Annotated in this window: 31 protein-coding genes and 3 pseudogenes; 10 read left to right on the top strand and 24 right to left on the bottom strand. The window is 52.4% G+C overall.

The genetic code is table 11. The features are described 5' to 3' along the window. From AAKU64_RS18400 to AAKU64_RS18385, 4 genes are all read right to left on the bottom strand, one after another. Entirely contained in the window at positions 1-1,545 is a 1,545-nt protein-coding gene (locus AAKU64_RS18400) for an FAD-dependent oxidoreductase (protein ID WP_354362636.1), read from the bottom strand. A gap of 47 nt (positions 1,546-1,592) precedes the next feature. Beyond that, positions 1,593-1,805, bottom strand: a complete 213-nt coding sequence (locus tag AAKU64_RS18395; RefSeq protein WP_326941186.1) for a hypothetical protein — start codon at positions 1,803-1,805, stop codon at positions 1,593-1,595. A gap of 125 nt (positions 1,806-1,930) precedes the next feature. Continuing rightward, entirely contained in the window at positions 1,931-2,386 is a 456-nt protein-coding gene (locus AAKU64_RS18390) for a DUF2231 domain-containing protein (RefSeq protein ID WP_326941187.1), read from the bottom strand. Positions 2,387-2,634: 248 nt separating this feature from the next. After that, on the bottom strand, positions 2,635-2,781 hold the full coding sequence (locus AAKU64_RS18385) for a hypothetical protein (RefSeq protein ID WP_354362635.1): 147 nt from the start codon (positions 2,779-2,781) through the stop codon (positions 2,635-2,637). A 211-nt stretch (positions 2,782-2,992) separates the two neighbouring features. On the opposite strand from AAKU64_RS18385, the gene AAKU64_RS18380 reads away from it, so the two are divergent. Continuing rightward, positions 2,993-3,568: a uracil-DNA glycosylase family protein gene (locus AAKU64_RS18380; protein ID WP_354334466.1), complete on the top strand. Its 576-nt coding sequence runs from the start codon at positions 2,993-2,995 to the stop codon at positions 3,566-3,568. After that, positions 3,513-4,181, top strand: a pseudogene (locus tag AAKU64_RS18375) (DUF488 domain-containing protein). Before AAKU64_RS18380 ends, AAKU64_RS18375 begins: the two are co-directional and overlap by 56 nt. A 113-nt stretch (positions 4,182-4,294) precedes the next feature. Here AAKU64_RS18375 and AAKU64_RS18370 read toward each other — a convergent pair. From AAKU64_RS18370 to AAKU64_RS18360, 3 genes are all read right to left on the bottom strand, one after another. Next, positions 4,295-6,010 (bottom strand): molybdopterin-dependent oxidoreductase, encoded by a 1,716-nt coding sequence (locus AAKU64_RS18370; RefSeq protein ID WP_354362634.1) that lies wholly within the window; start codon positions 6,008-6,010, stop codon positions 4,295-4,297. Continuing rightward, complete coding sequence (locus AAKU64_RS18365; RefSeq protein WP_354362633.1) at positions 6,007-7,803, bottom strand: outer membrane protein assembly factor BamB family protein; 1,797 nt, start codon at positions 7,801-7,803, stop codon at positions 6,007-6,009. Before AAKU64_RS18365 ends, AAKU64_RS18370 begins: the two co-directional genes overlap by 4 nt. A gap of 411 nt (positions 7,804-8,214) precedes the next feature. Further along, the gene (locus AAKU64_RS18360; RefSeq protein WP_354362632.1) at positions 8,215-8,412 is read right to left on the bottom strand and encodes a hypothetical protein; all 198 of its coding nucleotides are present in this window, start codon (positions 8,410-8,412) and stop codon (positions 8,215-8,217) included. On the opposite strand from AAKU64_RS18360, the gene AAKU64_RS18355 reads away from it, so the two are divergent. Beyond that, positions 8,363-8,509: a hypothetical protein gene (locus tag AAKU64_RS18355; RefSeq protein ID WP_354362642.1), complete on the top strand. Its 147-nt coding sequence runs from the start codon at positions 8,363-8,365 to the stop codon at positions 8,507-8,509. The genes AAKU64_RS18360 and AAKU64_RS18355 overlap by 50 nt on opposite strands. On the opposite strand, the pseudogene AAKU64_RS18350 reads toward AAKU64_RS18355, so the two are convergent. The 10 genes and pseudogenes from AAKU64_RS18350 to AAKU64_RS18305 form a co-directional block, all read right to left on the bottom strand. Further along, a pseudogene (locus tag AAKU64_RS18350) lies at positions 8,488-8,631 on the bottom strand (IS3 family transposase); the annotation flags it as partial. The gene AAKU64_RS18355 and the pseudogene AAKU64_RS18350 overlap by 22 nt on opposite strands. Further along, positions 8,622-9,041: a DUF3330 domain-containing protein gene (locus AAKU64_RS18345; protein WP_354362631.1), complete on the bottom strand. Its 420-nt coding sequence runs from the start codon at positions 9,039-9,041 to the stop codon at positions 8,622-8,624. The pseudogene AAKU64_RS18350 and the gene AAKU64_RS18345, both read right to left, overlap by 10 nt. 71 nt (positions 9,042-9,112) lie before the next feature. Further along, positions 9,113-9,436 carry a ferredoxin FdxA gene (gene fdxA, locus AAKU64_RS18340; RefSeq protein WP_354362630.1) on the bottom strand — a complete coding sequence of 108 codons (324 nt, stop codon included), beginning with the start codon at positions 9,434-9,436 and terminating at the stop codon, positions 9,113-9,115. 52 nt (positions 9,437-9,488) lie between these two features. Beyond that, on the bottom strand, positions 9,489-10,184 hold the full coding sequence (locus tag AAKU64_RS18335; RefSeq protein WP_354362629.1) for a succinate dehydrogenase iron-sulfur subunit: 696 nt from the start codon (positions 10,182-10,184) through the stop codon (positions 9,489-9,491). Positions 10,185-10,220: 36 nt separating this feature from the next. Further along, positions 10,221-10,559 (bottom strand): succinate dehydrogenase, hydrophobic membrane anchor protein, encoded by a 339-nt coding sequence (sdhD, locus tag AAKU64_RS18330; protein ID WP_354362628.1) that lies wholly within the window; start codon positions 10,557-10,559, stop codon positions 10,221-10,223. After that, positions 10,556-10,924, bottom strand: a complete 369-nt coding sequence (gene sdhC / locus AAKU64_RS18325; protein ID WP_354362627.1) for a succinate dehydrogenase, cytochrome b556 subunit — start codon at positions 10,922-10,924, stop codon at positions 10,556-10,558. The genes sdhD and sdhC overlap by 4 nt, the downstream gene beginning before the upstream one ends. Further along, positions 10,921-11,517: a uracil-DNA glycosylase family protein gene (locus tag AAKU64_RS18320; RefSeq protein WP_354362640.1), complete on the bottom strand. Its 597-nt coding sequence runs from the start codon at positions 11,515-11,517 to the stop codon at positions 10,921-10,923. Before AAKU64_RS18320 ends, sdhC begins: the two co-directional genes overlap by 4 nt. Positions 11,518-11,580: 63 nt before the next feature. Beyond that, entirely contained in the window at positions 11,581-11,796 is a 216-nt protein-coding gene (locus tag AAKU64_RS18315; protein WP_326941197.1) for a hypervirulence associated TUDOR domain-containing protein, read from the bottom strand. Between the two features lie 32 nt (positions 11,797-11,828). Beyond that, the gene (locus tag AAKU64_RS18310; RefSeq protein ID WP_354362626.1) at positions 11,829-12,395 is read right to left on the bottom strand and encodes a DUF488 domain-containing protein; all 567 of its coding nucleotides are present in this window, start codon (positions 12,393-12,395) and stop codon (positions 11,829-11,831) included. Positions 12,396-12,422: 27 nt separating this feature from the next. Then, complete coding sequence (locus AAKU64_RS18305) at positions 12,423-12,755, bottom strand: cupin domain-containing protein (RefSeq protein WP_326941199.1); 333 nt, start codon at positions 12,753-12,755, stop codon at positions 12,423-12,425. Positions 12,756-13,040: 285 nt separating this feature from the next. Here AAKU64_RS18305 and AAKU64_RS18300 point away from each other — a divergent pair. Together AAKU64_RS18300 and AAKU64_RS18295 are read left to right on the top strand one after the other, a co-directional pair. Next, a pseudogene (locus AAKU64_RS18300) lies at positions 13,041-13,273 on the top strand (DUF2274 domain-containing protein). 151 nt (positions 13,274-13,424) lie between these two features. Continuing rightward, on the top strand, positions 13,425-13,796 hold the full coding sequence (locus AAKU64_RS18295; protein ID WP_354334423.1) for a helix-turn-helix transcriptional regulator: 372 nt from the start codon (positions 13,425-13,427) through the stop codon (positions 13,794-13,796). Here AAKU64_RS18295 and AAKU64_RS18290 read toward each other — a convergent pair. From AAKU64_RS18290 to guaB, 4 genes are all read right to left on the bottom strand, one after another. Further along, entirely contained in the window at positions 13,774-15,030 is a 1,257-nt protein-coding gene (locus AAKU64_RS18290; protein ID WP_354362625.1) for a tyrosine-type recombinase/integrase, read from the bottom strand. The genes AAKU64_RS18295 and AAKU64_RS18290 overlap by 23 nt on opposite strands. 293 nt (positions 15,031-15,323) lie before the next feature. Further along, positions 15,324-16,919, bottom strand: a complete 1,596-nt coding sequence (guaA, locus tag AAKU64_RS18285; protein ID WP_354334420.1) for a glutamine-hydrolyzing GMP synthase — start codon at positions 16,917-16,919, stop codon at positions 15,324-15,326. 96 nt (positions 16,920-17,015) lie between these two features. Continuing rightward, entirely contained in the window at positions 17,016-18,065 is a 1,050-nt protein-coding gene (locus AAKU64_RS18280; protein ID WP_354334418.1) for a GGDEF domain-containing protein, read from the bottom strand. A 60-nt stretch (positions 18,066-18,125) separates the two neighbouring features. Next, on the bottom strand, positions 18,126-19,586 hold the full coding sequence (guaB, locus tag AAKU64_RS18275) for an IMP dehydrogenase (protein ID WP_354362624.1): 1,461 nt from the start codon (positions 19,584-19,586) through the stop codon (positions 18,126-18,128). A gap of 107 nt (positions 19,587-19,693) precedes the next feature. Here guaB and AAKU64_RS18270 point away from each other — a divergent pair, with 107 nt between their 5' ends. Then, complete coding sequence (locus AAKU64_RS18270) at positions 19,694-20,224, top strand: DUF4124 domain-containing protein (protein ID WP_354334414.1); 531 nt, start codon at positions 19,694-19,696, stop codon at positions 20,222-20,224. Here AAKU64_RS18270 and AAKU64_RS18265 read toward each other — a convergent pair. Beyond that, on the bottom strand, positions 20,207-20,518 hold the full coding sequence (locus tag AAKU64_RS18265) for an RnfH family protein (protein ID WP_354334412.1): 312 nt from the start codon (positions 20,516-20,518) through the stop codon (positions 20,207-20,209). The two genes, AAKU64_RS18270 and AAKU64_RS18265, sit on opposite strands and share 18 nt — an antisense overlap. Continuing rightward, positions 20,508-20,942, bottom strand: coding sequence for a type II toxin-antitoxin system RatA family toxin (locus AAKU64_RS18260; protein ID WP_354334410.1), 435 nt, complete (start codon positions 20,940-20,942; stop codon positions 20,508-20,510). The genes AAKU64_RS18265 and AAKU64_RS18260 overlap by 11 nt, the downstream gene beginning before the upstream one ends. A gap of 128 nt (positions 20,943-21,070) precedes the next feature. Here AAKU64_RS18260 and smpB point away from each other — a divergent pair, with 128 nt between their 5' ends. Continuing rightward, positions 21,071-21,520, top strand: coding sequence for an SsrA-binding protein SmpB (gene smpB / locus AAKU64_RS18255; RefSeq protein ID WP_354334409.1), 450 nt, complete (start codon positions 21,071-21,073; stop codon positions 21,518-21,520). Between the two features lie 19 nt (positions 21,521-21,539). Here smpB and AAKU64_RS18250 read toward each other — a convergent pair whose 3' ends face one another. Continuing rightward, positions 21,540-21,899, bottom strand: coding sequence for a hypothetical protein (locus tag AAKU64_RS18250; protein ID WP_354334407.1), 360 nt, complete (start codon positions 21,897-21,899; stop codon positions 21,540-21,542). A gap of 229 nt (positions 21,900-22,128) precedes the next feature. Between AAKU64_RS18250 and ompR the strand changes: the two genes are divergently transcribed. From ompR to AAKU64_RS18235, 3 genes are all read left to right on the top strand, one after another. Then, entirely contained in the window at positions 22,129-22,884 is a 756-nt protein-coding gene (gene ompR, locus AAKU64_RS18245; protein WP_354334405.1) for an osmolarity response regulator transcription factor OmpR, read from the top strand. A gap of 95 nt (positions 22,885-22,979) precedes the next feature. Then, complete coding sequence (locus AAKU64_RS18240) at positions 22,980-24,323, top strand: ATP-binding protein (protein WP_354362639.1); 1,344 nt, start codon at positions 22,980-22,982, stop codon at positions 24,321-24,323. Then, positions 24,324-24,407 carry an acyloxyacyl hydrolase gene (locus AAKU64_RS18235; protein ID WP_354334459.1) on the top strand — a complete coding sequence of 28 codons (84 nt, stop codon included), beginning with the start codon at positions 24,324-24,326 and terminating at the stop codon, positions 24,405-24,407. Positions 24,408-24,418: the final 11 nt, after the last annotated feature.

Genomic DNA, 24,418 nt, shown 5'->3' with positions numbered 1-24,418 from the left:
TCATTCTTCGGCGGTCATCGTCCGCTCGAGCTCGACTTCTTCCCGCAATCCCTCGAGATCGCGATTGACGATGGCCACGGCGAGCTTCTTGCCACCGTGGCGATACGTGACCTTGCAGTTTCGCGTTCCAAGGTCGAGTTGCCCGTCGATTTCGGCCTGGTCCCAGCGCTCGGCATGACCCACATACGCGAGGCCGAAATCGTATTGCTCGGTCCAGAAAAATGGCACAGCGTCGAACCGCTCGCGCCGACCGAGCATGTTGCGCGCGGCGGTCTGCCCCTGGCGTTCGGCCAGCACCCAGTGTTCGACGCGGATACGCTCCCCCGTGAGTCGGTCCGGCCAGCGAGCAATGTCGCCGGCCGCGAAGATGCCGGGGACGCTCGTCTCGAGGTATTCGTCGACCGTGACGCCACGATCGACGGCGAGCCCCGCCTGTTCGGCCAATTCGACAAGCGGTCGTACACCGATCCCGATGACGACAAGATCGGCTTGGAGAGTTTCTCCATTCTTCAATCGGACGCTTTGCGCGTCGATCGAAACGGCTGTGGTGCCGAGATGAAACGTCACGCCGTGTTGCTCGTGGAGCTTGCGAATGAAATTCCCGACATCCGCGCCGAGGATTTTCTCCATGGGAACAGCGTCCGGCGCGACCACGTGCACGTCGACATTGCGTGCGCGCAGCGATGCCGCCACTTCGAGGCCGATGAAGCTTGCCCCGATCACCACCGCTCGATGTGAAGTCAAAGCCTTGGCGACGAGCGCACGGCTGTCGGCGAGCGTGCGCAAGTAGTGGACATGGCCCAGAGTGGCACCCGGTACGTCGAGCTTTATCGGCTCGGCACCGGTGGCGAGCAGCAGCGCGTCATAGCCGTGGCGGCTGCCGTCCGCGAGCTGCACATGTCGGCTCTTCGCGTCGAGGCTGGCAACGGGCGCGTTCAGTTTCAAGTCGATGTCGTGGTCGATGTAAAACGCCCGAGATCGCAGCGAATTCGACTCTGCGGGCGCCGTGCCCGCCAGGAATCCTTTCGAAAGGTTGGGCCGATCACAGGGGACCGACGCATCGGCGCTCAGCATGGTGATGCGGCCGCCATAGCCTTCGCGACGCAGCGTCTCGGCCGCCTCGTTGCCTGCGGCGCCGGCGCCGAGGATGATCACCGCGTGCGGCTTGTCTTCCTTCAGCGGAATTCGTTGGGGTTCTGCACGGGCGAGCTTCTCGCCGACATAGACGCTGCCGTCTCTCTGCTCGACGTTCCAGCAAGAGACCGGGTCGAGCGCTGGGGGGCGCAGTGTCGCGCCGGTGCGCAGGCTGAAACAGGCATGATGCCAAGGGCACCGAACCGTGTCGCCGACGAGCAGCCCGTCGGCGAGCGGGGCGCCGTAATGCGTGCAAATGGCGCCGATGGCAAACAGCTCGACTCCGCGCCGCGCGAGCAAAACAGGTTCATTGTGCGCATGGCCCAAGAGCATCGCGCCGTCGGCGATTCGCGAAAGTGAAACGCCTTTGACGAGGTCAGGTCCGCTAGGTTCGTTCTTTGTATCGGTCATATGATTTTCCCGAGGCGAAAGATGAGTGGAGTACGCGCAGGTGCCACTCATGCGCGCGTGAGCGCCTTGCCTGAGTGGTGCACGATGGCGGGTTCGCCCGGGTGGTGGTCAGTCTCGCGCACGCTGTACATCGTGTTGTCTGGGTTGGTGCCCATCTTGGACACGCCAGTAACCGTGCCATGGCCGATGGCGCTGCGGTAGTGCCATGACACTTTTGTGCCAACGGGGATCGTGTCGAACGCTTCATTCTTAGTAGCCATATTCATCTCTCCTTCGAGGTAGATGTACTTTCACTTTCCAGCCAATTGCCACCGCATGCACCGTTCGATCACCAAGCGCATCTATTGGTCAAGACGGCAAATGGGGGGTGGATCCGAGGCGTCCGCTATTCGTGACCTTCGACGCCTACGCCATAGACATGCACCATCTGGCCACCGAGCCAGCCCGATACGGCGATAAGTGCTACGCCGACAATCGAAAGCAGCACGGGAGTGCTCATGCCTGCGTCCATTGGGGTGGGACCGCTGGCGCGCAGCCAGATGTTTATCGCGTAGAGCACGACTGCGGTGAGATTGATTGCCATGTGGGTCAAGGCGATTTTCTTGACCGGCGGAGCGCCCCCCTTGTAGTAGAGCAGGTCGATAGCTCCAGGTACAGCCGCGCAGAGCGCGCCGATCAAGCCGCCGACCATGGCAATGAACGCGACGTTGGTCCAGATCTCTGAAGAGGCGCCGGCCAGACGGATCAAATCGCAGGCAAGGGAAAAGATCCAAAGTCCGATTGGAAAGACAACCAGCATCCCGTGGATGGGATGCTTGTAGATGCTCGCGGGAGTACGCATGGGATAACCTTCCTTGATCGCCAGAGAATGTTCACTCTCACCTGAGTTCGTCCGACCGGCGTTACGGTTTCGGACACAGTCACCTCATCTCGACGGTTGCGAGCGACAAATAGAGAAGCTGGAACTGCTCAGCGCCACCATTCTTTTAAAGATCTTACGCGTGACGCGGATCGCGCGTCTGTGCGCTGCCGCACACAATCGGGTGCTGTGCTTAATTGAATACGGCGATCATTGACCTGCTAGGGGCACTACGGCACCTTAGCGCGCTGCACTGCACCAGCAAACCACATACCCGAGACATGTCCGGCACAACGAGCCTGTTCCGATTCCGATTCCGATTCCGATTCCGATTCCGAAGCGATTGCGATTGCGATCAGGTCGCAATGCTTGATCATCTCGGCTGTCAGCGTGTCACTCGACCCCGAACTCGGACACGTTCGCGAGGTTTTTGCCGTCGACGTGAGATGGTCGGACGGAAGGTTCGACTATACTCATTCGCGTTAACCTGCGCGCACATGAGCCCCCTGAGGGACGCGGTGCCAATCAAGTCACGACCGTCATTTGTGAAATCGCACTCAAACGAGATCGTCAAGACTTCGCCGGACGCTGGAGGGCCTGCTCACTGCCGTGCGCGCGTGCCGCACGTGCGACGCGCGTCTTCCGCTCGGGCCGCGCCCGGTCGTGCAGGCCGGTGCGGCGGCGCGAATTCTCGTCGTCGGACAAGCGCCCGGCGCAAAGGTGCATGTCAGCGGCGTACCGTGGGACGACCGGAGCGGCAAGCGCCTGCGCGATTGGATGGGCATCGATGCCGAGACTTTCTATAACAAGACGCGCATCGCGATCTTGCCGATGGGTTACTGCTACCCGGGGCGGGCTGCGAGCGGCGATCTGCCGCCACGGCGCGAATGCGCTGAATTGTGGCTGGACCGCCTGCTTGCCAAGCTGCCGCGCATCGAGCTCACCTTGCTCGTCGGCCAATATGCGCAAACCCACTTCCTGCGCGATAAAGGTCATGTATCGGTGACGGCGACGACGCGAGGCTGGCGTGCGCACGCGCCCGGGATCATTCCGCTGCCGCATCCTTCGCCGCGCAACGTCGCCTGGTTCATGGCCAATCCCTGGTTCGATGATGAACTACTGCCTGTGTTGCGCCGTAGCGTTCGCCAACTCGTTGCCGACTGAACCTCCGCGCCGTCGACGCGCTGCTCCGACCGCGGCGTTGTCGCGGGCCGTCGCTTCGCCTCAACGATCGTTGGACGACGATGAAAACCGCTGCAGCGTGCTGACCGTCGGCCACTCGACCCGGCCCATCGGGGCGTTCATTGAGTTGCTCGTCGCCCACGGCGTCACGCAATTGGTCGATGTTCGCACCGTGCCGCGCTCGCGCCACAACCCACAGTTCAACAAGGATGCCTTGCCGGCGCCGCTGGCCGCCGCGAACATCGGGTACGCCCACGCAAGCGGCCTCGGCGGCTTTCGGCCGACGACACCGGACTCGCCCAACGCCTCCTAGCGCAACCCGTCGTTTCGTGGTTATGCCGACTACATGCAGACGACCGATTTCGCCGCGAACCTCGCGAGTGTCATCGAGCTCGCCCGAAATGACCGCGTCGCGCTGATGTGCGCCGAAGCGGTACCCTGGCGCGGCCACCGCTCGCTGATCGCCGACGCCTTGCTCGTGCACGGAATCGCCACATGCGAGATCGTCAGTCCGAACCGCCTGCAGCCGCACAAGCTGACTCCGTTTGCCCGCGTCCAGGACGAGCGAATCACCTACCCGTTCGCCGAGCCGTAGATGGGGTCGCCGATGGCCGAACACGACGTACGCCAGCGATAGCCCGCGCTACATGGGTTCGACCGTTCAGGATCGCGTCTGCCGGGTCCGGAGAGCATCTCCTCGAACACCCATCAGATCGGCACCCGGTAACCGTAGAACTCGTGATCCTCGTTGTAGCCGCCCTCGCCCGCTCCCAGATCGGCATAGTCGTGCACGAGCTCGATGGCTGCGATCCACTTGACCATCTTGAAGCCGACCTCGTTCTCGCAGCGCAGGCGCAGCGGCGCGCCGTGCAGCACGCTGACAGGTGCGCCATTCATCTCGTAGGCGAGGATCGTCAGCGCGTGGCGCATGTTGGCCAGGCTGTGGGTGTCGTAGTAGCGGCCGCCGTCGCCACCGTCGGCGAGCGAGTAGAGCACAACATAGCGTGCCTCGGCCGTCGGCTTGACGAGGTCGAGGATGTCGCGCACTGGCACGCCGCCCCACTTGGCGACGCCCGACCAGCCCTGGATGCAGAAGTGCGTCGTGATCTGCTCCTGCTTTGGCATCGCCTTCAGCTCGGCGAGCGATAGCTCGACCGGGTTCTCGACCAGGCCGCCGACCCGCAGCCGGTAGCCGGCAAAGTCGGTTGCGACGAGCGCATCGAACTCGGCCGACTTCGGCATCGTGCCGTTGGGCCAGAAGTGAGGCGAGATGTCTTGCTCGGTGAGTTGGCTCTTCGCGTCCCACGACTGGGTCGCCGCACCGAACGGCCGGCTCATGAATTCACCGATTCTTTGCACCAGTCGCGCATGGCGCAAGGTGAACGGCGAGGTCCACCACCAAGCGACTGCCACCAGCAAAATGGCCGGGACGAAGATCGCAAAGCCACTCCAGGAGTTGTCGTGCACCCCCGCCCACATCATGTTGAGGTTGACGCGAGCGTCGGTAACGAAGACGAGCGTCACATGGGCTAGGATGAAGAGCAAGAACCACCAGAGCGCGATGAAATGGATCGAGCGGGCCTTTTGCCGGTTCAGCACCCGGCCGAACCAGCCGAGCCGGTTCGAGATCGCCGGGCTTTGCATCAAGCCGGTGATGATCGATGTAGGCGCGGCAATAAAGACGGTGATGAAGTAGGCAAGCTGCTGCATGCCGTTGTAGCGCGTCCAGCTCTCGTCGACAGGAAACGTGAGCGAGAGGTATTGCAGCGCCGTCGAGACGGCGTTCGGAAAGACGTCCCATGTCGTCGGGACGATGCGCAGCCACTGGCCGGTGGCGAACAGAAGAACGTAGTAGACGATGCCGTTGATCATCCAGAGTAGCGTCACCGAGAAGTGCCACCAGCGCGCCAAGCCGATCGAGTGGCGGATGCCAGGAATACCGAGCCAGGAAGGCAAGGTGACCGAGTCGTCCTTCGCCGTCCAGATCCGGCCGGTCGGCACTGCGGTCTGGAAGCGAAACCATTCGGTCCCGGGCGTGCAGTCGCGCTTCCAGTAGAGCCGCGGATGGTCGGCAAGAATCTGCACTCCGGCACGGATGATGAAGGCCATGAAAAACAGGTTGAGGAAATGCTGCAATCTCAACCAGCCTGGGAACCCGGTCGTGACCGGCAGCGCGGAGGTCGGAATGCCTGGGTAGCGCATCAGGAATTCCTGCACAACCGGGACTTGTCGCAAGGCTTGAGATACGGCCACGCCGATCACGAGCAGCACGAAAATCAGCGGCAAAGCCCAGAGGACATTGACCCAATGCCGGCCGAACCGAACCTTCGGCACGACGCCGGCCTGCGGCGGCAGCCAATGGTTCAAACGGACGCGGTCGTCGGCGGCGCTGAGCGCTCCCTCAAGAGGATCATGCGTGCTCACTGACGAGCGCCCCCGAGCCCCAAAATGACGATTTTCCCGGTCACAACTTCAGTCGGCCAAAGAATGGAAGTGAAGCCTACTGCGACCGCGACCTTCTGGTCGCCGTTCGCAGTGTAGGTGATGACTCCCCCGCCGATCGCGCCGCCAATTTTCTGCCCCCATAGCCGTTGGCCAGTGGCGGCATTCAGCGCATAAAAATTTCCGCCCATGTCGCCGAAGAAGACGAGCCCTCCAGCGGTGGGGGTCATGCCACTCAGGATCGGGTAATTCGACTTCAGCCGCCACTTCCACACGCCGGTGTCAGCGTCGACTGCGTAGACCCATCCCGCCCACTGCCCGAACGAGTCGGGTTTGCCATAGGTGTCATAAGGATTGTGCGTCGCCATTGCGGACCGTGGCTGGCCGGGGGTCACCTTCTGAATCTCTTCGTCCTTCTGCAGCGTCACCGTGGCGCACCAATCGACTTCTCCGATCAGGATGAGATTGGTCGCCGGGTCGTAGGCGGGACCATTCCATTCCGCTCCGCCCACCGTGCCCGGGCAGAAATGGACGGGCTTCCCGACCGCAAAAGTTGCGTCCACGTTCTCGACGCGAGTAACCGGCGTGCGGTACAGCAGAGCATTGGTGGCCAGATCAAAGCCATAGAGGTGGCCATCTTTGGGTGCGACCGACAGCAGTCTCTTGCCACCTCGAGTACGTATCAAGGCAGGCGCGGTGGATACGTCCCAGTCGTGCCAGTCCTTGGGTACGAGCTTGAAATGGTTCTTATAGGCTCCGGATTTGGCATCGAGGACGACGACCGAGCCGGAATACAGATTCCCGCCCTCGCGCGGACCGCTTGCGAAGTCGGGCGCGGGATTACCGCCAGGGATGTACAACTCCCCAGTGGTCGGGTCTAGCGTGTAGGAGGTCCACGTAGCTCCACCGGTGATTGGAATGCCCGAGGCGTTTCGCCAAGTTGTCAGTTCGAGCGGCGTCGCGCCTTGCGGACCGCGGGTCAGGTCGCCCTCCGTCTTCGGGACCAGATAGAACTCCCAGACAATCTTGCCGGTCTTCGCCTCGAGCGCATACATGCGCCCTTTCACGCCCTTGTTGTCTCCGCCGGCATTGCCGATGAAGACCAGTCCGTTCCACGCGATCGGCGCGTCAGGTGTCGACTCGCCGAGCTTCGGGTTCGCGATGGTCGTTTCCCAGACCCGTTTGCCGGTCTTGAAGTCGTACGCCAGCACACGCCCGTCCTCGGTGCCGCGAAACAGCAGGCCGTCCAGGTAGGCGGCGCCGCGGTTGACCGCCAGGACGCTGGCCGGAATGTAATCCTCGTGCGTCCGCCAGTTCTCGCGGCAGGTCGCAGGATCCAGCGAGAAAATGTCGTGTTCAGTGGTTCCGATCATGGAACCATTGACAACGATCAAGCCGGGTTCGAAGGCGGTGTATTGCCGAGTATCATAGGTGCAGAGAACGTCTAGCCGGCCAATGTTGGCCGTGGTGAGCTGATTGAGCGGCGAGTTGCGTTCCGACGTGAGCGTTTTGTTGTAACTCGGCCAGTCATCGGCGCTTACCGCCGGCAGGGACGCCGCTGTCGACGCATTCATCTGGACCTCTGCACTCGTCGACGCCGCCGCCTCTTCTGTAGTCGTTGTGCCAGTCGGAGCGTTCAACGTCCGCACGAAATTGATCGCCATGCCGGCCAGCGGCACTGCTTTGTCCCAATACGCGTAGATCACGCCGGCTGCGCTCGCGCTGACGATGAGCAGGACGCCAGCAGCAAGGATGATCTTGTTCTTGAGTTCCACAGGTTCTCCTTCGCGTCTCAGAGACTACCTGGCCGGGCCAGGAGCATCCGTCAGGCTATGCCTCCGACCATCACTGTGCACCCGCAGGGCCCGCGCCGTCTGTTAGGTAACGCACTATTGATCTTTCGCTAAATCATGACCGCTGACGATGTATTGCGTTGTACAGCGACCAAGGTCGCTACGCGTCACCGTCAGTCGGTTTGTCTGCATGTGCCACGCGCGCCGCAGAGCACCTAGCAACTGCCCTCACACGTCCGAACTCGCTACGACATCGAATGTCGCAGATCCTTTCGCGCAAAGGCACCCGCTCTGCTCGAACCGTCGAACCATTAAACGATCAGCGCTGAACGTAAATATTCATCGCTGTACTCCCCTCTTAGCCGACTTTCGCCGGAGCAGGTTTGCTCATACTCACGGCGCCCCCAAACTTGTGATGCTTAAAACGGTGCCGTTTCGGTGCCGCTTCGAACCGTAACGATCGGCCGATCCTGATTCGCGTGTACCGCGCTGACGGCCCATCGAAATGGACTGAATCGAGAAATCACAAAAGGGGTAGCGCATGGTGCCGACCGGCGTGCTGATTGGCCAGATCACGATGATTTTCGCCACCACATTGCTGGGGCTATGGAGCGCCACCCAGTGGACTAAGCTTTCCTCGATATTTCGTCTGCCATCAGATGATTTTTATGCTGCCAGCTTTTCCTGATTTTGATCACCCCTCCAGCGATGGAGATACTGGATCGGTGATTGATAGCCGAGCGTTGAGTGCTGGCGGATTCGGTTATAAAAGACTGCGATATATTCAAAGCTCGCGGCCCTCATTTCAGCATGGGTAGCGTAGTGCATGCCGTGGGTGTAGTCACCGTAGTTGCGACATGTTGACTTGATTTGCTCGCAACAGCGCAAGAAAAATTGATCGCTATTGGATCGCTGGCAGGGAACGATTCCGTCAACGCTTCATCAAGGGCTGCGTCCAAATGTTTTAATTTCAGTTCGTTGGCCGTGTCATTCCCGCTCGTGTCAGTCAGCGTTAGATTTAAAGTCGGTGCATCAGCCTTCGAAGACGGGAGTTCGGGTATCTCTGCCTGTGCTGCCCACTTCGCATAACATTGCAACCCGCAGAAGTAGGCTACATAATCAACGGCCTCGGCGACCTTTGCTTCGGACAGCGGCACCTCTTTCCCGCATTGTGCGCATGAGGTAATTTCCAATGGGAATCTTTTTTCGGGCTGTGACATAATGTTTCTCCGATAGCGATGAAGCCATAGCGTCCTTACGTATGGGCTGGTTGCAAGCAATGAACAATCCGTTAGCGCATCAACAGGTAGTATTTATCCTTGATCTTGGCCCACTCGTCCGCATCGGGCGGAGCAGCCTTCCTCTTAATGATCGGTTTCCAGCTGCGTGCCAGTTCGAGGTTGAGCGCAATAAAACGCGTCTGATCTTGTGGGACGTCATCTTCTGCAAAAATCGCGTCAACCGGGCATTCCACAACGCACAACATGCAATTGATGCAATCATCCGGTTCGATTGCCAGGAAATTCGTCCCCTCGTGGAATGCATCAGTCGGGCAAACGTCTACGCAATGCGTGTATTTGCACTTGATGCAGCTTTCGGTCACGACGAATGTCATGCAATTTCTTTCACTGTCACCCAGAGGTGGCCACGAATTGCAGTTGCGTTCGTCATAGCGAGTTCTTGACCATCATCAACCGGATTTGTTCAATCGCGCGCGATGGCGCGAGACCCTTGGGACACACTTCAGTGCAGTTCATGATTGTGCGGCAGCGAAATAGCCGATAAACATCGTTCAAGTCGTCGAGACGTTCCTGCGTGGCGCGATCACGACTGTCGACGATGAAGCGTTCGGCCTGCAACAAGCCCGCTGGCCCGACGAATTTATCCGGGTTCCACCATGATGATGGACATTGACTGGTACAGCATCCGCACAAGATGCACTCATACAGGCCGTCGAGCTTATCGCGTTCCTGCGGCGACTGCAGGCGCTCTTTTTCCGGAGGAGGTTCATCGTTGATTAGATAAGGCTTGATGGAGTGATATTGTTTGAAGAACTGGGTCATGTCCACCACCAGGTCGCGGATCACCGGAAAGCTCGGCAAGGGGCGTAACACCACGGGCTCCTTGAGATCCCATACCCGGGTGACGCATGCTAGTCCGTTGCGACCATTGATATTGATTGCGTCAGAACCGCAGACTCCTTCACGACATGATTTTCTGATGGTCAGCGAATCATCTTGCATCTTGATGCGCAGAATAACGTCCAGCAACATCCGGTCGGTTGCTTCCAACTCAATTTCATAGTCCTGCATGTACGGCTTTTTATCTTGTTCCGGATTGAAGCGAAAAATTGAAAATTTCATTTTGTCTCCCAATTCCTTATGTATTTGAAATGCAGGTCAGCCGTTCGCCTGCCACAAGATGCGAATCACCCATGCGCCAAGTCCGATCAGGCCGAGCGCCAGCAACGCCAGAGTTCCAACGCGAACGGCAAGCGGTTTGACGTAGTCGAGAATGACATCGCGCAGGCCGACCCACATGTGCGCCAACAAAGCAGCGCAGAAAACGAACGCGGCGATGCTGATCACTGGGCTCACGATCCAGGCATGCCAAGCTAGATACGATGAAGGCCGGTCAAACAGAAAATGTGCTAGCAGAAACACGAGGAACATCAGCATGTAGACTGCGGTCACGCGCTGCACCAGCCACGCGCGCAGGCCGGAAACGGCCCGTCTCAAAACAATGCTCCTGCAGCCAGCAGCGCCACGGCGATCCCGCCAAGGTTCACGCTCCACGCGCTACGCCGCGCGGCTGGCAAGCGCGAACCGATGTCAATGTCGCTCAACAGATGTCGCACGCCAGCCAATAGATGGTGTGCCAGCGCCCAGATGAAGGCGAGCGCAACAACCTTGAGAGCCGCATGCCCGAACAGCTCGGTTACCCAAGCATAGGTTTGCGGGCCTTGCAGCGACAGATCGAGCAGATAGACGCAGAACGGGATGCCGATCGCCAGGAAAATGCCGGCGATCCGATGGGTGATCGATGTCACGGCGCCAACCGGCATTTGAATCTGGGTCAAGTTGAAGAATACGGCTCTTCTCATTTCGACCTCTGTGGTGATTTTGCGTGTTGGTCGGAAAGCGACTCGATCCGTTCGCGCAGCACGGGCAACAGTTCATGTTCAAACCAAGGGTTACGCTGGAACCATGGCGTGTTGCGCGCCGAAGGGTGCGGCAATGGAAGATATTCAGGCACAAACTCGCGCCATGCCTTGACCGTTTCAGTCAATGACGGCTTGCGGCGATTGCCCAGGAAATGCCGTTGCGCATGCAGACCGATCAGTAGAGTCAATTCAACTCTTGGCAACTTCGTCAATAAATGATCGAGCCACAAGGTCGCGCATTCCCGGCGCGGCGGCAAGTCACCGCCATTCCCCCGGCCAGGATAACAATATCCCATTGGAATAATTGCAATTTGCGATTCGTCATAAAACCGCGCAACGTCCAGCCCCATCCATTTTCGCAGACGTTCTCCGCTTGGATCATCCCATGGCGTCCCAGAAGCATGTACTCGAGCACCCGGCGCTTGACCCACGATGAGGATGCGCGCCGCTTCGCCGACCTGCAATATCGGACGCGGACCGAGCGGCAAGTGTGGTACGCAAGCACGACATTTTCGTACTGCGACCAACAACATGCCAAGGGTGGGATATTTCGTTTTATTCACAATATCCTTCAAATGTGCTGCGTACTCGCTGATTCAATTGCTTACCCTGTGCAACGCCGACTCTTTGTGTATTGCGATGTGGTCGCTCTTGTCACTCTGAATTTCATATTGTGGTTCATCCTTGCTCGCATGATGCGTATAGCCCTTGTAAGCAACGTCCTTTGTGTGCGTTTTGATAATTTTTCCGGAGACGTGCCCAGCCTCCGAATTCCAGGTAACGTGATCACCAACTTTGAATTTGAGTGTCATGGCTCGACTTTCATTAAAATTTACGTTGCAAGTTACGGTTGCTCATGCCGATCAAGCGTGAGCGGCGGATAGGTGATTTGCGTCCCATCAACGTGGGCGAAGGTTGTCAGCGCGTGTGGTTTGCGTCCCTTCGGCCCAATAATGTCCTCGACGCGAATGCCTCGGACCAGAAGCGCGTCCCCGATCATCGATCGATGGCAGCGCCAAGGAACCGCTTCTGCGCACATCAAGACACAACGCTCAGTACGCGCCAAGTTTGCGACCGATTGAACGTTCTCGGCGAACTCCGATGTCTGCATGTAATCTGCATAGCCTCGAAACGAAAGATTGTGCCACCCGGCGTTGGGAGAATCGGCTCTCGCATGGCGCAATCCTCCGAGACCAGGAAGATGTGTATAAGAAATTTTGACTGCGTCTAATGATGTCGGGAGCGCGTCTTGATTGAACTGCGGATTATGGCGTGACCGAGGTACGGTTCTCACATCCAGCAATCGGACAATTTCATTGATTTGAAGCAGATCGAGAAATATGTCCAGCGGTCGATTCGAATGGCCAATCGTGCAGATGAGCGGTTCTGTTGCTGCGATGTCGATATTCATGGGGATAGAAAAAGTTATGAAAGGCGCTTACGCGCCATGCAACAAAATGGTGACAAGTACGGAGGAATCTTCTACTGCCTTTAGTGCGTGGACCTCGCCGCCGGCCAAGCATATTAGATCTCCCTCGCGCATCAACTGGTTAGTTCCCGCAGCCGAAAACTCTATACTTCCCTCGATGCATTGAACGGTAATTTCACCTGTAACTTGGTGCGTTGGCATTGACTTACCTGCCAGAAGAACCATACGAAACACTTCAAGGCGGTCCGATTTGTAGAGCGTTTTCGTGGTTGCGTTTTTGAGATCGCTTTTATATTGACGAATGTCAATCAATTCACCCGACAACGCATGATGCTGAGCCATAACTGTTCCTTGGAATTCTTTGATTAGTAACTATTGCTGAGGTACCTGGTTTCGCGCGACGCTGAAAGTCACATTGCATCTCCATCTGCCACGTTGCGGCCACAGAGAATAAATGGTTGCGTTCAGACGGTACGCCCCATGTCGAGCATGCGTCTGTGCGCTAACGCACTCTTGCACGAGCGGTCGCGACTCTGGCAGAGTCAGTCGTGATTTTCACTTTTTGATAAAGCAAATTATGAAAATAACTTAACAGTTGATTTCCTTGAATTTAGCCGCGTTTTAACTATATATCCACCAACCAATAAGCTGCGGCTGGGGCCGCTGCCGACCAAGGCCGAGACAGTCAAAATCACCATTGCGCTCACCACTGCGTTGAAGACCGATTTGGAACGCTACGCCGCGCAACATGCTCAGAACTACGGCGAGCCGATTGATGCCACTACGCTGATCCCGCACATGCTCCGCTCGAAGCGTTCATGGTGCGGGATCGCGGCTTCAAGAAGAGCAAGGCGAAGTGATGCACAACCACGCCGCGTGAGCGCAATCGGAATACGCTCATGCACGCCTGAGCGAGTTTTCAATAGATGCCGGAAAGATCACCATCACAGGACCGTATTTATATCGGCCGTTGCAATGCACGCAGCAACTGCCCTGCTGATGGAGAAGATCATGAACAAAGCAGATCGAAGTTTGCAGGCCGCGAGGTCGAACAACGACTCTGATGCAAACGACCTGCACGGCATGCCGCTACCACGACTGATCGCGCCGAATATCTTGCCGTTCCGACGCACGATCCGCCGTCCCGAGTTGCGACAAATCGTGCCTCTGGCCGACACCACGATCTACGACATGGAACGGCGCGGCGAATTTCCGCGCAGGTTCAATCTAACCGCACGCTGCGTGGTGTGGGATTTGACGGAGGTAGAGGAATGGCTTGATGCGCGCCGCCAAGCTTCCGACAGCGCGCAGCTAAAACGAGCCCCCTCGCCGGACGTGCGTCAGCGCAAGCACCGCCCCGTCAAAGCAACGCCTGTGTCGTGATGATCTTCATCGACGGGGGCAGCAACGTCGGGGTGTGCGATTCGCCGGCCACCCAGGCGTCAACCATGTCGGCCCACTCTTGCAGCATGTGGCGGCGCTGCTCGGCGTATTCAGCTTTGTTGTAGATGCCGCGTGATGAACGGCCATCTTCGTGGGCAAGACACTTCTCGATCCAGTCACTGTTGAAGCCCAACTCGTTGAGGATGGTCGAACCGGTGCGGCGCAGGTCATGCACAGTGAAATTTTCGATTGGCAGACCCTTCGCTTTCGACCGCTCCACGACTATCTGCCCGACGCGGTTCAGCGTAGCGTTCGACATACACTTGTCGCCGTCATAGCGCGAAGGCAACAGGTATCTTGAGCCACCGGCGCAGGTGCGCAGTGCGATCATGATGTCGAGCGCCTGCTGCGACAGATAGATGTTGTGGGCCTTGCTGGCCTTCATGCGGGCTTTTGGGATAGTCCACAGTGCATTCTCGAAGTCGATCTCATCCCATGTCGCGTGGATCAGTTCGCCTTTGCGCACCAGCGTGAGCAAGATCAGCCGCAGACCCAGTTTGATGGTCGGGTACGAAGCGACGTACTCCAACTGCTTGAGCATGATGCGTATCTCGGACGGCGACAGCGCTCGATCCCGTGCCACGAAAGTGGCGATCGACGATGGTCCAACGTCGTCGGCAGGGTTGGCCACCTTCTCGCCGTGCAGGATGGCAAAACCGTAGATTTGCTTGATGATGTCGCGGACATGGATTGCCGTTGCTGGCGCTCCCCGCCCCTTCACCTTGTCGCACAGATCGCGCAGGTCATCAGGACTGATCTCGCTCAGCAAGCGGCTCTTGAACACAGGCAGGATGTCCCGGTCAAGGATGCTCTTGCGCATCGACCGCGTGCTGTCGGCCATCCGCGCACCCTCGTACCACTCGTCGGTAAATTCCTGGAAGGTTTTGGCGTCCGAAAGGCGCCTCTTCTCTCGCTGCTTTTCCTGCGCCGGGGACTGTCCTTCCGAAACTGCCCGCTTCGCGTCGATGCACTTTTCGCGTGCACGGGCCAGCGACAGACCGCCTGGCCCATAACGGCCAATCGTCAACGTTTCGCGCCTGCTATTGATCCGGTAGTCATAACGGAACGTGACGGTACCCGCCGTTGAGACCGTCACATACATGCCATCCCTGTCCGTCACCTTGTAGGGCGCATCCTTGGGTTTGAGATTCTTCAGTGTGGTATCGGTCAGCATGGTGTCCTCCTGAGAACGGCAATTTTACCGTCAACGGCTCAAAAGACACAGAATGCTCTGAAACCCGCATGAATACTAGCTCTTTCTCTTATTTTTTACCGTCAGAGCCGAAAACAGTCAGACGGTAAATATTTTTAGATGACTTGCCTAGCTTTCATTACCGTCAGGATTACCGACAAAAAGTTTCGCTTGTCGTCAATAGATGCCGATAGCTTTCGTGGAATAAACTTATATAAATCAATAAGTTAAGTGACTTTTCCGATAGTCCGCGAAAGCTGTCGAAAGACCTAAAATCATTCCCATTCGATCGTGGCTGGTGGTTTACCGGAGATATCATAAACAACGCGGTTGATGCCACGTACTTCGTTAATAATACGGTTAGATACTTTACCTAACAACTCATGCGGCAAATGTGCCCAATGTGCTGTCATAAAATCTTGGGTTTGTACTGCACGCAAAGCGACTACATATTCATACGTACGGCCATCGCCCATCACGCCGACTGATTTGACCGGCAAAAATACGGCGAATGCCTGACTGGTCGCGTCATACCAGGACATGGCTTTGTCCGCGGCCAAACCTTCAACTTGAGTATTACGCAATTCCTCAATAAAAATCGCATCGGCACGACGCAATAAATCGGCGAATTCTTTTTTCACCTCGCCCAAAATCCTGACGCCCAAACCTGGACCCGGGAAAGGATGGCGATACACCATGCCATGCGGCAAACCAAGTGCTACACCGAGTTTACGAACCTCATCTTTGAACAATTCACGCAAAGGCTCAAGCAATTTCAAATTTAGCGTATCTGGCAGACCACCTACATTGTGATGACTCTTGATCGTGTGCGAACCTTTTTTGCCCTTGCCTGCACTTTCGATCACATCGGGATAAATCGTCCCTTGCGCCAGCCATTTTGCGTTTTCGAGCTTGGCGGATTCTACCTGGAACACTTCAACAAACTCACGTCCAATGATTTTACGCTTGGCCTCTGGATCAGTAATACCAGTCAAATGTCCCATAAACTGGGCAGTTGCATCGACATGAATCACTTTGACACCGAGATTATTGGCAAACATTTCCATGACCATTTTGCCTTCATCCAGACGCAACAATCCATGGTCGACAAATACGCAAGTTAATTGATCACCGATTGCGCGATGGATCAATGCAGCAGCCACGCTGCTGTCGACGCCTCCAGATAAACCCAGAATGACTTCATCGCTACCAACTTGTGCACGAATAGACGCGACTGCTTCGGCGATATAGTCAGGCATATTCCAATCCGATGTACAGCCACAAATATCGTGTACAAAACGGGCAATAATCGCCTCGCCTTGCAGAGTATGAGTAACTTCGGGATGGAATTGGACCGCATAAAACCGGCGATCCTCGTCTGCCATCGCAGCAATCGGGCAATTGTCTGTTGATGCCATTAGTTTAAAACCGGCCGGCATTTCATTCACTTTATCGCCGTGGCTCATCCAGACTTTGAGCATGCCATGACCTTCTGGTGTGACGAAATCATGGATATCCTTAAGCAAAGCGGTATGGCTACGCGCTCTTACCTCTGCATAGCCAAACTCGCGGACTTTACCGGTTTCTACCTTGCCGCCCAATTGCTCGGCCATGGTTTGCATGCCATAACAAATTCCTAATACGGGAACACCAGCGTCATACACAGCCATTGGTGCGCGTGGTGTATCGCCCTCAGTCACACTACTTGGGCCACCAGATAAAATAATACCGGCAGCACCATAGTTACGAATAAATTCGTCACTAACATCGTAAGGATGTACTTCAGAAAATACGCCTGTATCGCGGACACGACGAGCGATTAGTTGTGTGACTTGTGAACCGAAGTCAAGAATGAGAATTTTGGAATGCATAGCGTTGGATGTAAGGTCTGATTAGTAATTCGGTAGGTAATTCGGCAAGTAAATTCGGTCTGCAAGCTCATTCAATAAGTTAGATCAATAGCCCGGTCAAATAATGATATCGGGCTGATCAATTGTCGCTTGCGCCACATGATTGCTGCCTGCTTGCTTCGCTGATAACAGCGCTTTTTCTGCGAGACTAATTAAAACCTCTGGTTCTGCAGTAGGAAACATATCGGTCGAAACGATGCCAGCACTGACGGTCAAGCTGACTAACTCTTGCTCTATAGTGTCCGGATGCGACATCACTGATATTCTGATACGCTCAGCCACAGCAGTTGCAACCAAATGCGAGGCGCCGGGCAAGACGATCAAAAAAATATCGTTGCCAAACCGACCCAATGCATCAAACGGACGAACACATGAGCGAATACGACTAACAACCCGGATCATCGCTATATCGCTGAAAGCTATCCCGTGCTTATCTCTGATGCTGAGTATCTGATCGAGAGTAGAAAAAATCAATGACAGTGGCTTTTCAGCCTTGCTACATCGCTCCATCTCAATTTTGAGCGAGCGAACAATCGCGGCTTTATTCCAGGTACCTAAAACCGGATCAATTAATGAATCGCGCTTGAGACTGCGATTTTGTTTGATCAATTCCAGCTGAGCCTGATGCATGACGCCAAATGCTATTTCACGCTCAATCAAAACAGCTAAATCAGCGAGCAAGAGGCGAGATTCATCATCGAATTCACGTGCCTGATAGTCGATCAGTACAATATTGCCAATAATATTATTAGCCTGATCAGTAATCGGGTACGCGACATAAAAACGAATATATGGCGCGCCCGATACCAACTCATGCGTCGATAGAACAGGATGATTTGCCGCATCTCCGGCGACTAACAAATCGCTGGCTAGTGGAAGACTCTGGCAAAACATGGCTTCAAATGATGCCATAGAGCGTTCATTGGGATCAAATCTAGTAGAAAAATCACCCAAATTAATAAGGCAATTTGACACATTAAACAGTCTTAATGCGACGCGTTCAAACCTTGCGATCTTGACTTCAAATGTCTCCGAAGGAAGGCCGCTACTGCCCACGTTCATTTGAATTGATGTCGTCAGGCTAGAACGTTCTAGCTGTGTTGCCATGTCTCGCCTTCTATTTTTATGCAAACTGGGCCAAGCGGGCCGTCCACCGATATGTCTTAATCAATCAGCCCGATAGTTTGGAGCCTCTTTCGTGATCTGGACATCATGAACATGCGATTCTTTCATACCAGCAGAAGTAATTTCAACGAACTCTGCTTTGGTATGCAAGTCTTCGATAGAAGCACAACCGCAATAGCCCATGGAGGAGCGCACACCACCAACTAACTGGTACAGAATAGCTAAAACGCTACCTTTGTAGGCTACGCGTCCTTCAATTCCTTCAGGAACCAGTTTATCGGCGTTGTTAGAAGCATCTTGGAAATAACGATCAGCGGAACCGTCTGCCATTGCTCCCAGACTTCCCATGCCGCGGTAGGATTTATAACTACGTCCCTGGAACAAAATAACTTCGCCAGGCGCTTCTTCAGTACCGGCAAACATGCTTCCCATCATCACAGTTGATGCACCTGCGGCTAAGGCCTTAGATACGTCACCAGAAAAACGCACGCCACCATCAGCAATACATGGCACTCCAGTACCTTTAAGTGCATTCGCGACATTCGCGATCGCGGTGATTTGCGGCACACCAACGCCAGCAACAATCCTTGTGGTACAAATAGATCCTGGACCAATACCAACTTTCACAGCATCAACACCATGTTCAACTAGCGCTAACGCTGCGGCGGCTGTGGCGATATTGCCACCAATGACTTCGATATGCGGATAATTTGTTTTTACCCAGCGAACCCGATCGAGTACGCCCTTAGAGTGGCCGTGTGCAGTATCAACAACAATTACATCGACCCCTGCTTTAGCAAGTAAATCGATACGTTCATCATTATCAGCACCAACACCAACGGCAGCACCGACACGCAGCTTGCCATGTTCATCTTTAGATGCAAATGGATGCTCGGTCGATTTTTGAATATCTTTGACTGTAATCAATCCACGTAATTCGAATTGATCGTCAACAACTAAAACACGCTCAAGCCTATACTTGTTCATTAAACGCTTAGCCTCGGCGAGATCGGCGCCCTCTTTGACAAAAACAAGTTTGTTGCGTGGTGTCATCTTGGCGCGGACTTCTGCATCAAGTTCTTCTTCAAAACGCAGGTCACGATTTGTGATAATTCCAACAACTGCCTTACCTTCAACTACTGGAAAACCACTGATGCCATGCTGCTGGGACAGCGCAATGACATCACGGATTTTCATCGTCGGCGGAATCGTAATTGGATCACGCAATACACCAGATTCAAAACGCTTAACCTTAGCAACTTCTCTTGCCTGCTCTTTTGCAGTAAGATTTTTATGAACAATACCAATACCACCTTCCTGAGCCATGGCAATCGCCAATCTAGCTTCAGTAACGGTATCCATTGCAGCCGATACCAAAGGGATATTAAGTTTGATATTACGCGTTAAAAACGTTGTAAGGGATGTATCTTTAGGGAGGATGTCCGAGTATGCTGGAACGAGTAGCACGTCATCAAAAGTGAGTGCTTTTTGGAGTAAACGCATAGTATTTCCTATAGGCGCAAAACCGAATTATACAGAAAACTTGCAGACTCGTCTTGCCATGTGTAAAACTCTTATAATTATAGTTGGTAATTATTTGAAAGTAGATTATGTCAATACATCAGGTTCGTTTAATTTCGGGCACGTTGATAGCAGTAGTTTTAGCTACAGTGATGCCAATTTCTGCGCATGCGCAATATGTCTGGCTTGACGAAAAAGGTACTAGGCAGTTCTCAGACATGCCACCGCCTAGCAATACTCCTAAAAACCGAATTATAAAAACACCATATAAGAGTACTGAAGATAAACAGACCACAAATTCCGGCGTCACCTCAGATAATGCAGACGCAAATTCTGCGGCAAATAAACTTCAAAAACCGGTAACAACGGCAACTAAAAACGAAGATTTTCAAAAGAGGCGTGCAGAACAAGCTGACGCAGAAAAAAAGGCTGCTGAAGAAGCTCAAAATAAAGCAGATAAAGCGAAGAATTGTGAACGAGCAAAAACCTATCAACAAGCCTTAGATTCCGGTATACGAATCACCACCACAGACAAAAATGGTGAGAAAAACTATATGGATGATACGCAAAGATCCAAAGAAGCTGCTGATACGAAACGTGCGCTAGCTGGATGCCAGTAATTGCTGGGTATGTTTTTTAGCCCTACGACGACGAGCGTCCATTGGATTGGCGACTAGCGGGCGATAAATTTCTACTCGGTCGCCAGACTGCAAAATATAGTCTTTTAATTTTAGCTTACCGAATACACCAAATTTGAATGTATCAAGATTAATTTCTTTATGCAAATCACATATATTGCATTGCTCAATTGCCCCTAACAACGTCGTTTTTGTCGATACAGAAATATCTAGCAGAGTTATATCCAATTTATTGGAATAACAAATTTTGATAGCAATTTTATTTTCACTGTCCATACAGTTTTTCAGCACGAGCACAAAAAGAATCGACGAAGCTATTAGCAATTTTACTAAAAACAGGACCAATCAAATGTTCTAAGAGTTTGCTAGAAAATTCGTAATTCAAATCAAATTCAATTTTGCAGGCATCCTCGCGTAACTCGGTAAATCTCCATCTTCCAAGTAACTGTTTAAAGGGACCATCTACCAAATTCATTTCCATCAAATTTGGCGGGGTATTTGTATTTTTTGTGGTGAATTGCTGCTTAATCCCATGATAATTGATGGATAATGTAGCGACCAAATCTTGTTCGGTTCTTTGCGCGACATCAACATCACCACACCATGGCAAAAATTGAGGATAATCCTCAACTCTTTCCACTAGCGCAAACATTTTTGCTGCGCTGTAAGGAATAAAAACCGTTTTGTGTACAACTGCCATTGATCAGATCCATTTGCTAAAATCACATTCTAAATTTTAACCGACACACTCCTTTTCCATATAAAAAAACGCAAATTTATTGCGTAAAAAATAAATGGTAGTAGGAATTACACTGATTTTTATATTGCATGAGTATTGCTGATAACAAAAAAGCATTCCACGATTATTTTGTGGAAGAACAATTCGAGGCGGGCATTGTATTGCAGGGCTGGGAAGTTAAGTCTATACGAGCTGGTCGAGTCCAACTGAAAGAAGCTTATGTAATCGTCAAAGGTGGCGAGATCTTTCTATTTGGTGCGCATATTGGTGCTTTACCAACCGCATCTACACATATCCATCCAGATTCTGTGCGCACTCGCAAGCTACTGTTGAACGCAGAAGAAATTAAGAAGCTGATAGGCAAGGTTGATCGGGCGGGCTACACATTAGTACCACTCAATATGCATTACACAAATGGAAGGGTTAAATGCCAAATAGGTCTGGCAAAAGGTAAGAAGCAACACGACAAACGAGATACGGAAAAAGAACGTGATTGGCAACGAGAACAACAAAAAATTATGAAACAAAATCGCCGCTAACTTTTACTTCTAACAGATGTTACTTGGCGGGCACATAAAGTTCTTGTCCTGCATCTTGGATCTGCCTCCTCAAAGCACGGCGCTCATCTGCAGTCAAACGACTGCGTTTCTGACTGATAGCGGCTTTACCATCTAGGCGACTTGAATTTTTTTTTGCTTCGCCTGGATCATCAACAGAACTCTCACTGACAACTTCTTTGTTAATTTTTTTTTCTTCTTGGCGGTGTATTTGTACCTCTTTGTGTTCAGCTTGTCGATTATTGTTTAGTGCTCGTACGACACCTCCCCCTTTAGAATGGCCAGGCTCGGCCGATGCACTAAATGTAGTGGCCAGCAGCAGAGCAAAAACAAAGCTATATCGTGTGTAAAGTATATTCATTTAGTGTTTAAAAAAGCTACGCAGAATTTGGGATAGAATTAACTTTCATTTAATTGAATCAAATAAAATTTATCTGCTTTATATTGTTGTATCACTATATTTTATAGATTACCTTCAGTCTATGCGCTGTTATATTCGTACCACGCAGCAAATCGGTAAAGTATGTAACAGTTTGTAATCCATCATTAAAAAAGATAGTTAATTTTATTTCTGACGGTAACATAACAAAATGAATAATATAAATCCTGCCACTGACAATCCGAATGGCAATAAAGCCAAAATCTTAGTTGTGGATGACGACGTCCGTTTGAGAGACTTATTACGTCGGTATCTGACAGAACAAGGATTTAATGTCGTTAGCGCAGAAAACGCTCAAGCAATGAACAAGCTTTGGATACGAGAGCGTTACGACATGTTGGTTCTTGATTTAATGCTTCCAGGAGAAGATGGGCTTGCAATTTGTCGTCGTCTTCGTGGGGCTGGCGATCAGACCCCAATTATTATGCTGACGGCAAAAGGGGAAGAGGTTGATCGCATTATTGGTTTGGAGATGGGGGCTGACGATTATTTACCAAAGCCATTTAGCCCACGCGAACTTGTCGCTCGCATAAACGCTGTATTGCGACGAAAAGTACCGAGTGAATTACCTGGCGCGCCCTCAGAAGGTGCTCAAACATTCGAATTTGGAAATTTTATTCTAGATCTTGCTACTCGTACACTGAAAAAAAATAGCGAAAATATTAGCTTAACCACTGGTGAGTTTTCAGTGCTCAAAGTATTCGCACGACACGCTAGACAACCGCTTTCACGTGAAAAATTGATGGAATTAGCCCGAGGTCGTGAATATGAAGTTTTTGACCGCAGTTTAGATGTACAAATTTCACGTCTTAGAAAATTAATAGAACCAGATCCTTCAAACCCACTTTATATACAGACTGTTTGGGGCTTAGGTTATGTATTTATACCTGACGGTCAGTCACGCTAAATCAATCTAATTTTGAACAATTAGAAAAATTAGATTGATTTTAAAACACTTCAAATGACTTAGAACTCTAATTGTCATTTAAAAAACATACATCAATGCGTCCTTATTTTAATAACTTTGAATGGCCTAAAAGTGGGCTGTTCTGGCGCACATTTTTTCTACTAGCATTACTCGTAATGAGTAGCATGGCAGTTTGGTTTGCAAGCTTTAGAATGGTGGAAAGAGCGCCTAGAGCACAACAAATAGCTGCACAAATATCATCTATAGTCACAATTACTCGCGCAGCCTTAACTCATTCAGCACCAGATAAGCGCCGTGAACTATTATTTGATCTTGCTAGCAACGATGGGATTCGTGTCTATTTATTGGAAAAAACTGATGATATTGAGGCGCAAGACCAAACACCTGCGTTTGAGCAACTACGTTCATCTATTCAAAAAAAATTAGGTAACCATACCCGTTTCGCAAAAAAAATGAACGATGTGGAGGGATTTTGGGTTAGTTTTGAAATTGATGACGATAAATACTGGTTAAGATTAGATCAAGGACGTATAGAACAAGCTACCGGAATACAAGTATTAGGATGGGCTGCAATTACCTTATTTTTAACCTTAGTTGGTGCTGCGATTATTTCAAAATTAGTCAACGACCCTTTAGCAAGAATTAGTGTTGCGGCACGCACTTTAGCCAAAGGCAATCGACCCAAGCCACTACCTGAAAAAGGACCAAAAGAAATTAAAGAAACGAATGCTAGCTTCAATCAAATGATGGAAGATTTAGAGCGTATAGATTCGGATCGGTCAATTATTCTGGCGGGCATATCGCACGACTTAAGGACTCCTTTAGCGCGCATGCAACTTGAAGTGGAAATGGCAAGTTTGTCAGATGAATCAAGACAAGGAATGCAATCGGATCTTGGTCAAATGGATGAAATAATAGGGCAGTTTCTTGATTATGCAAAACCTCTCGATACAATTGCATTCGATCAAGTTGATTTGAGTGATTTACTTTTTTATATAACCGAGGAGTCATCTCGTTTAACAGACGTACAAATATATTCTTCGATACTCCCCAACATGCAAATATTTGGAAGTGAAATCGAGCTAAAGCGACTATTTAGTAACCTTATTGAAAATGCCCGGCGTTACGGAAAGACATCCAATACAGATATAGTAAAAATTGATATTCACTCAGAATATAAAAATAAAGAAAAAAAACATGGCTTGCTCATCACCATAAGAGATTACGGTAATGGCGTGGCAAACGAGGATTTAGGTCGTTTATTACGCCCTTTCACTCGAGGAGACACTTCCCGTAGTCAAGCAAATGGATCAGGGCTAGGATTAGCGATAGTAGATAGGATAGTCAAACGACACGGAGGCACTCTTCGCATTTTTAATCACGTCGACGGTGGATTTGTTGTAAGCATTTCGCTGTAGATCCAGCACTATTCAAACGGAGGGGTAAAGCACCCGAACCCTGGGGTGAACTATGCGGTTCTGAAGGTGGGATATGCGTTTTAGAGGGAAAGAAA

This window comes from Undibacterium sp. GrIS 1.8 (genome assembly GCF_040544445.1).
Lineage (GTDB): Bacteria > Pseudomonadota > Gammaproteobacteria > Burkholderiales > Burkholderiaceae_D > Undibacterium.
Note: the sequence above shows the minus strand (reverse complement) of the source record. Positions and strands in the feature narration are given on the sequence as shown.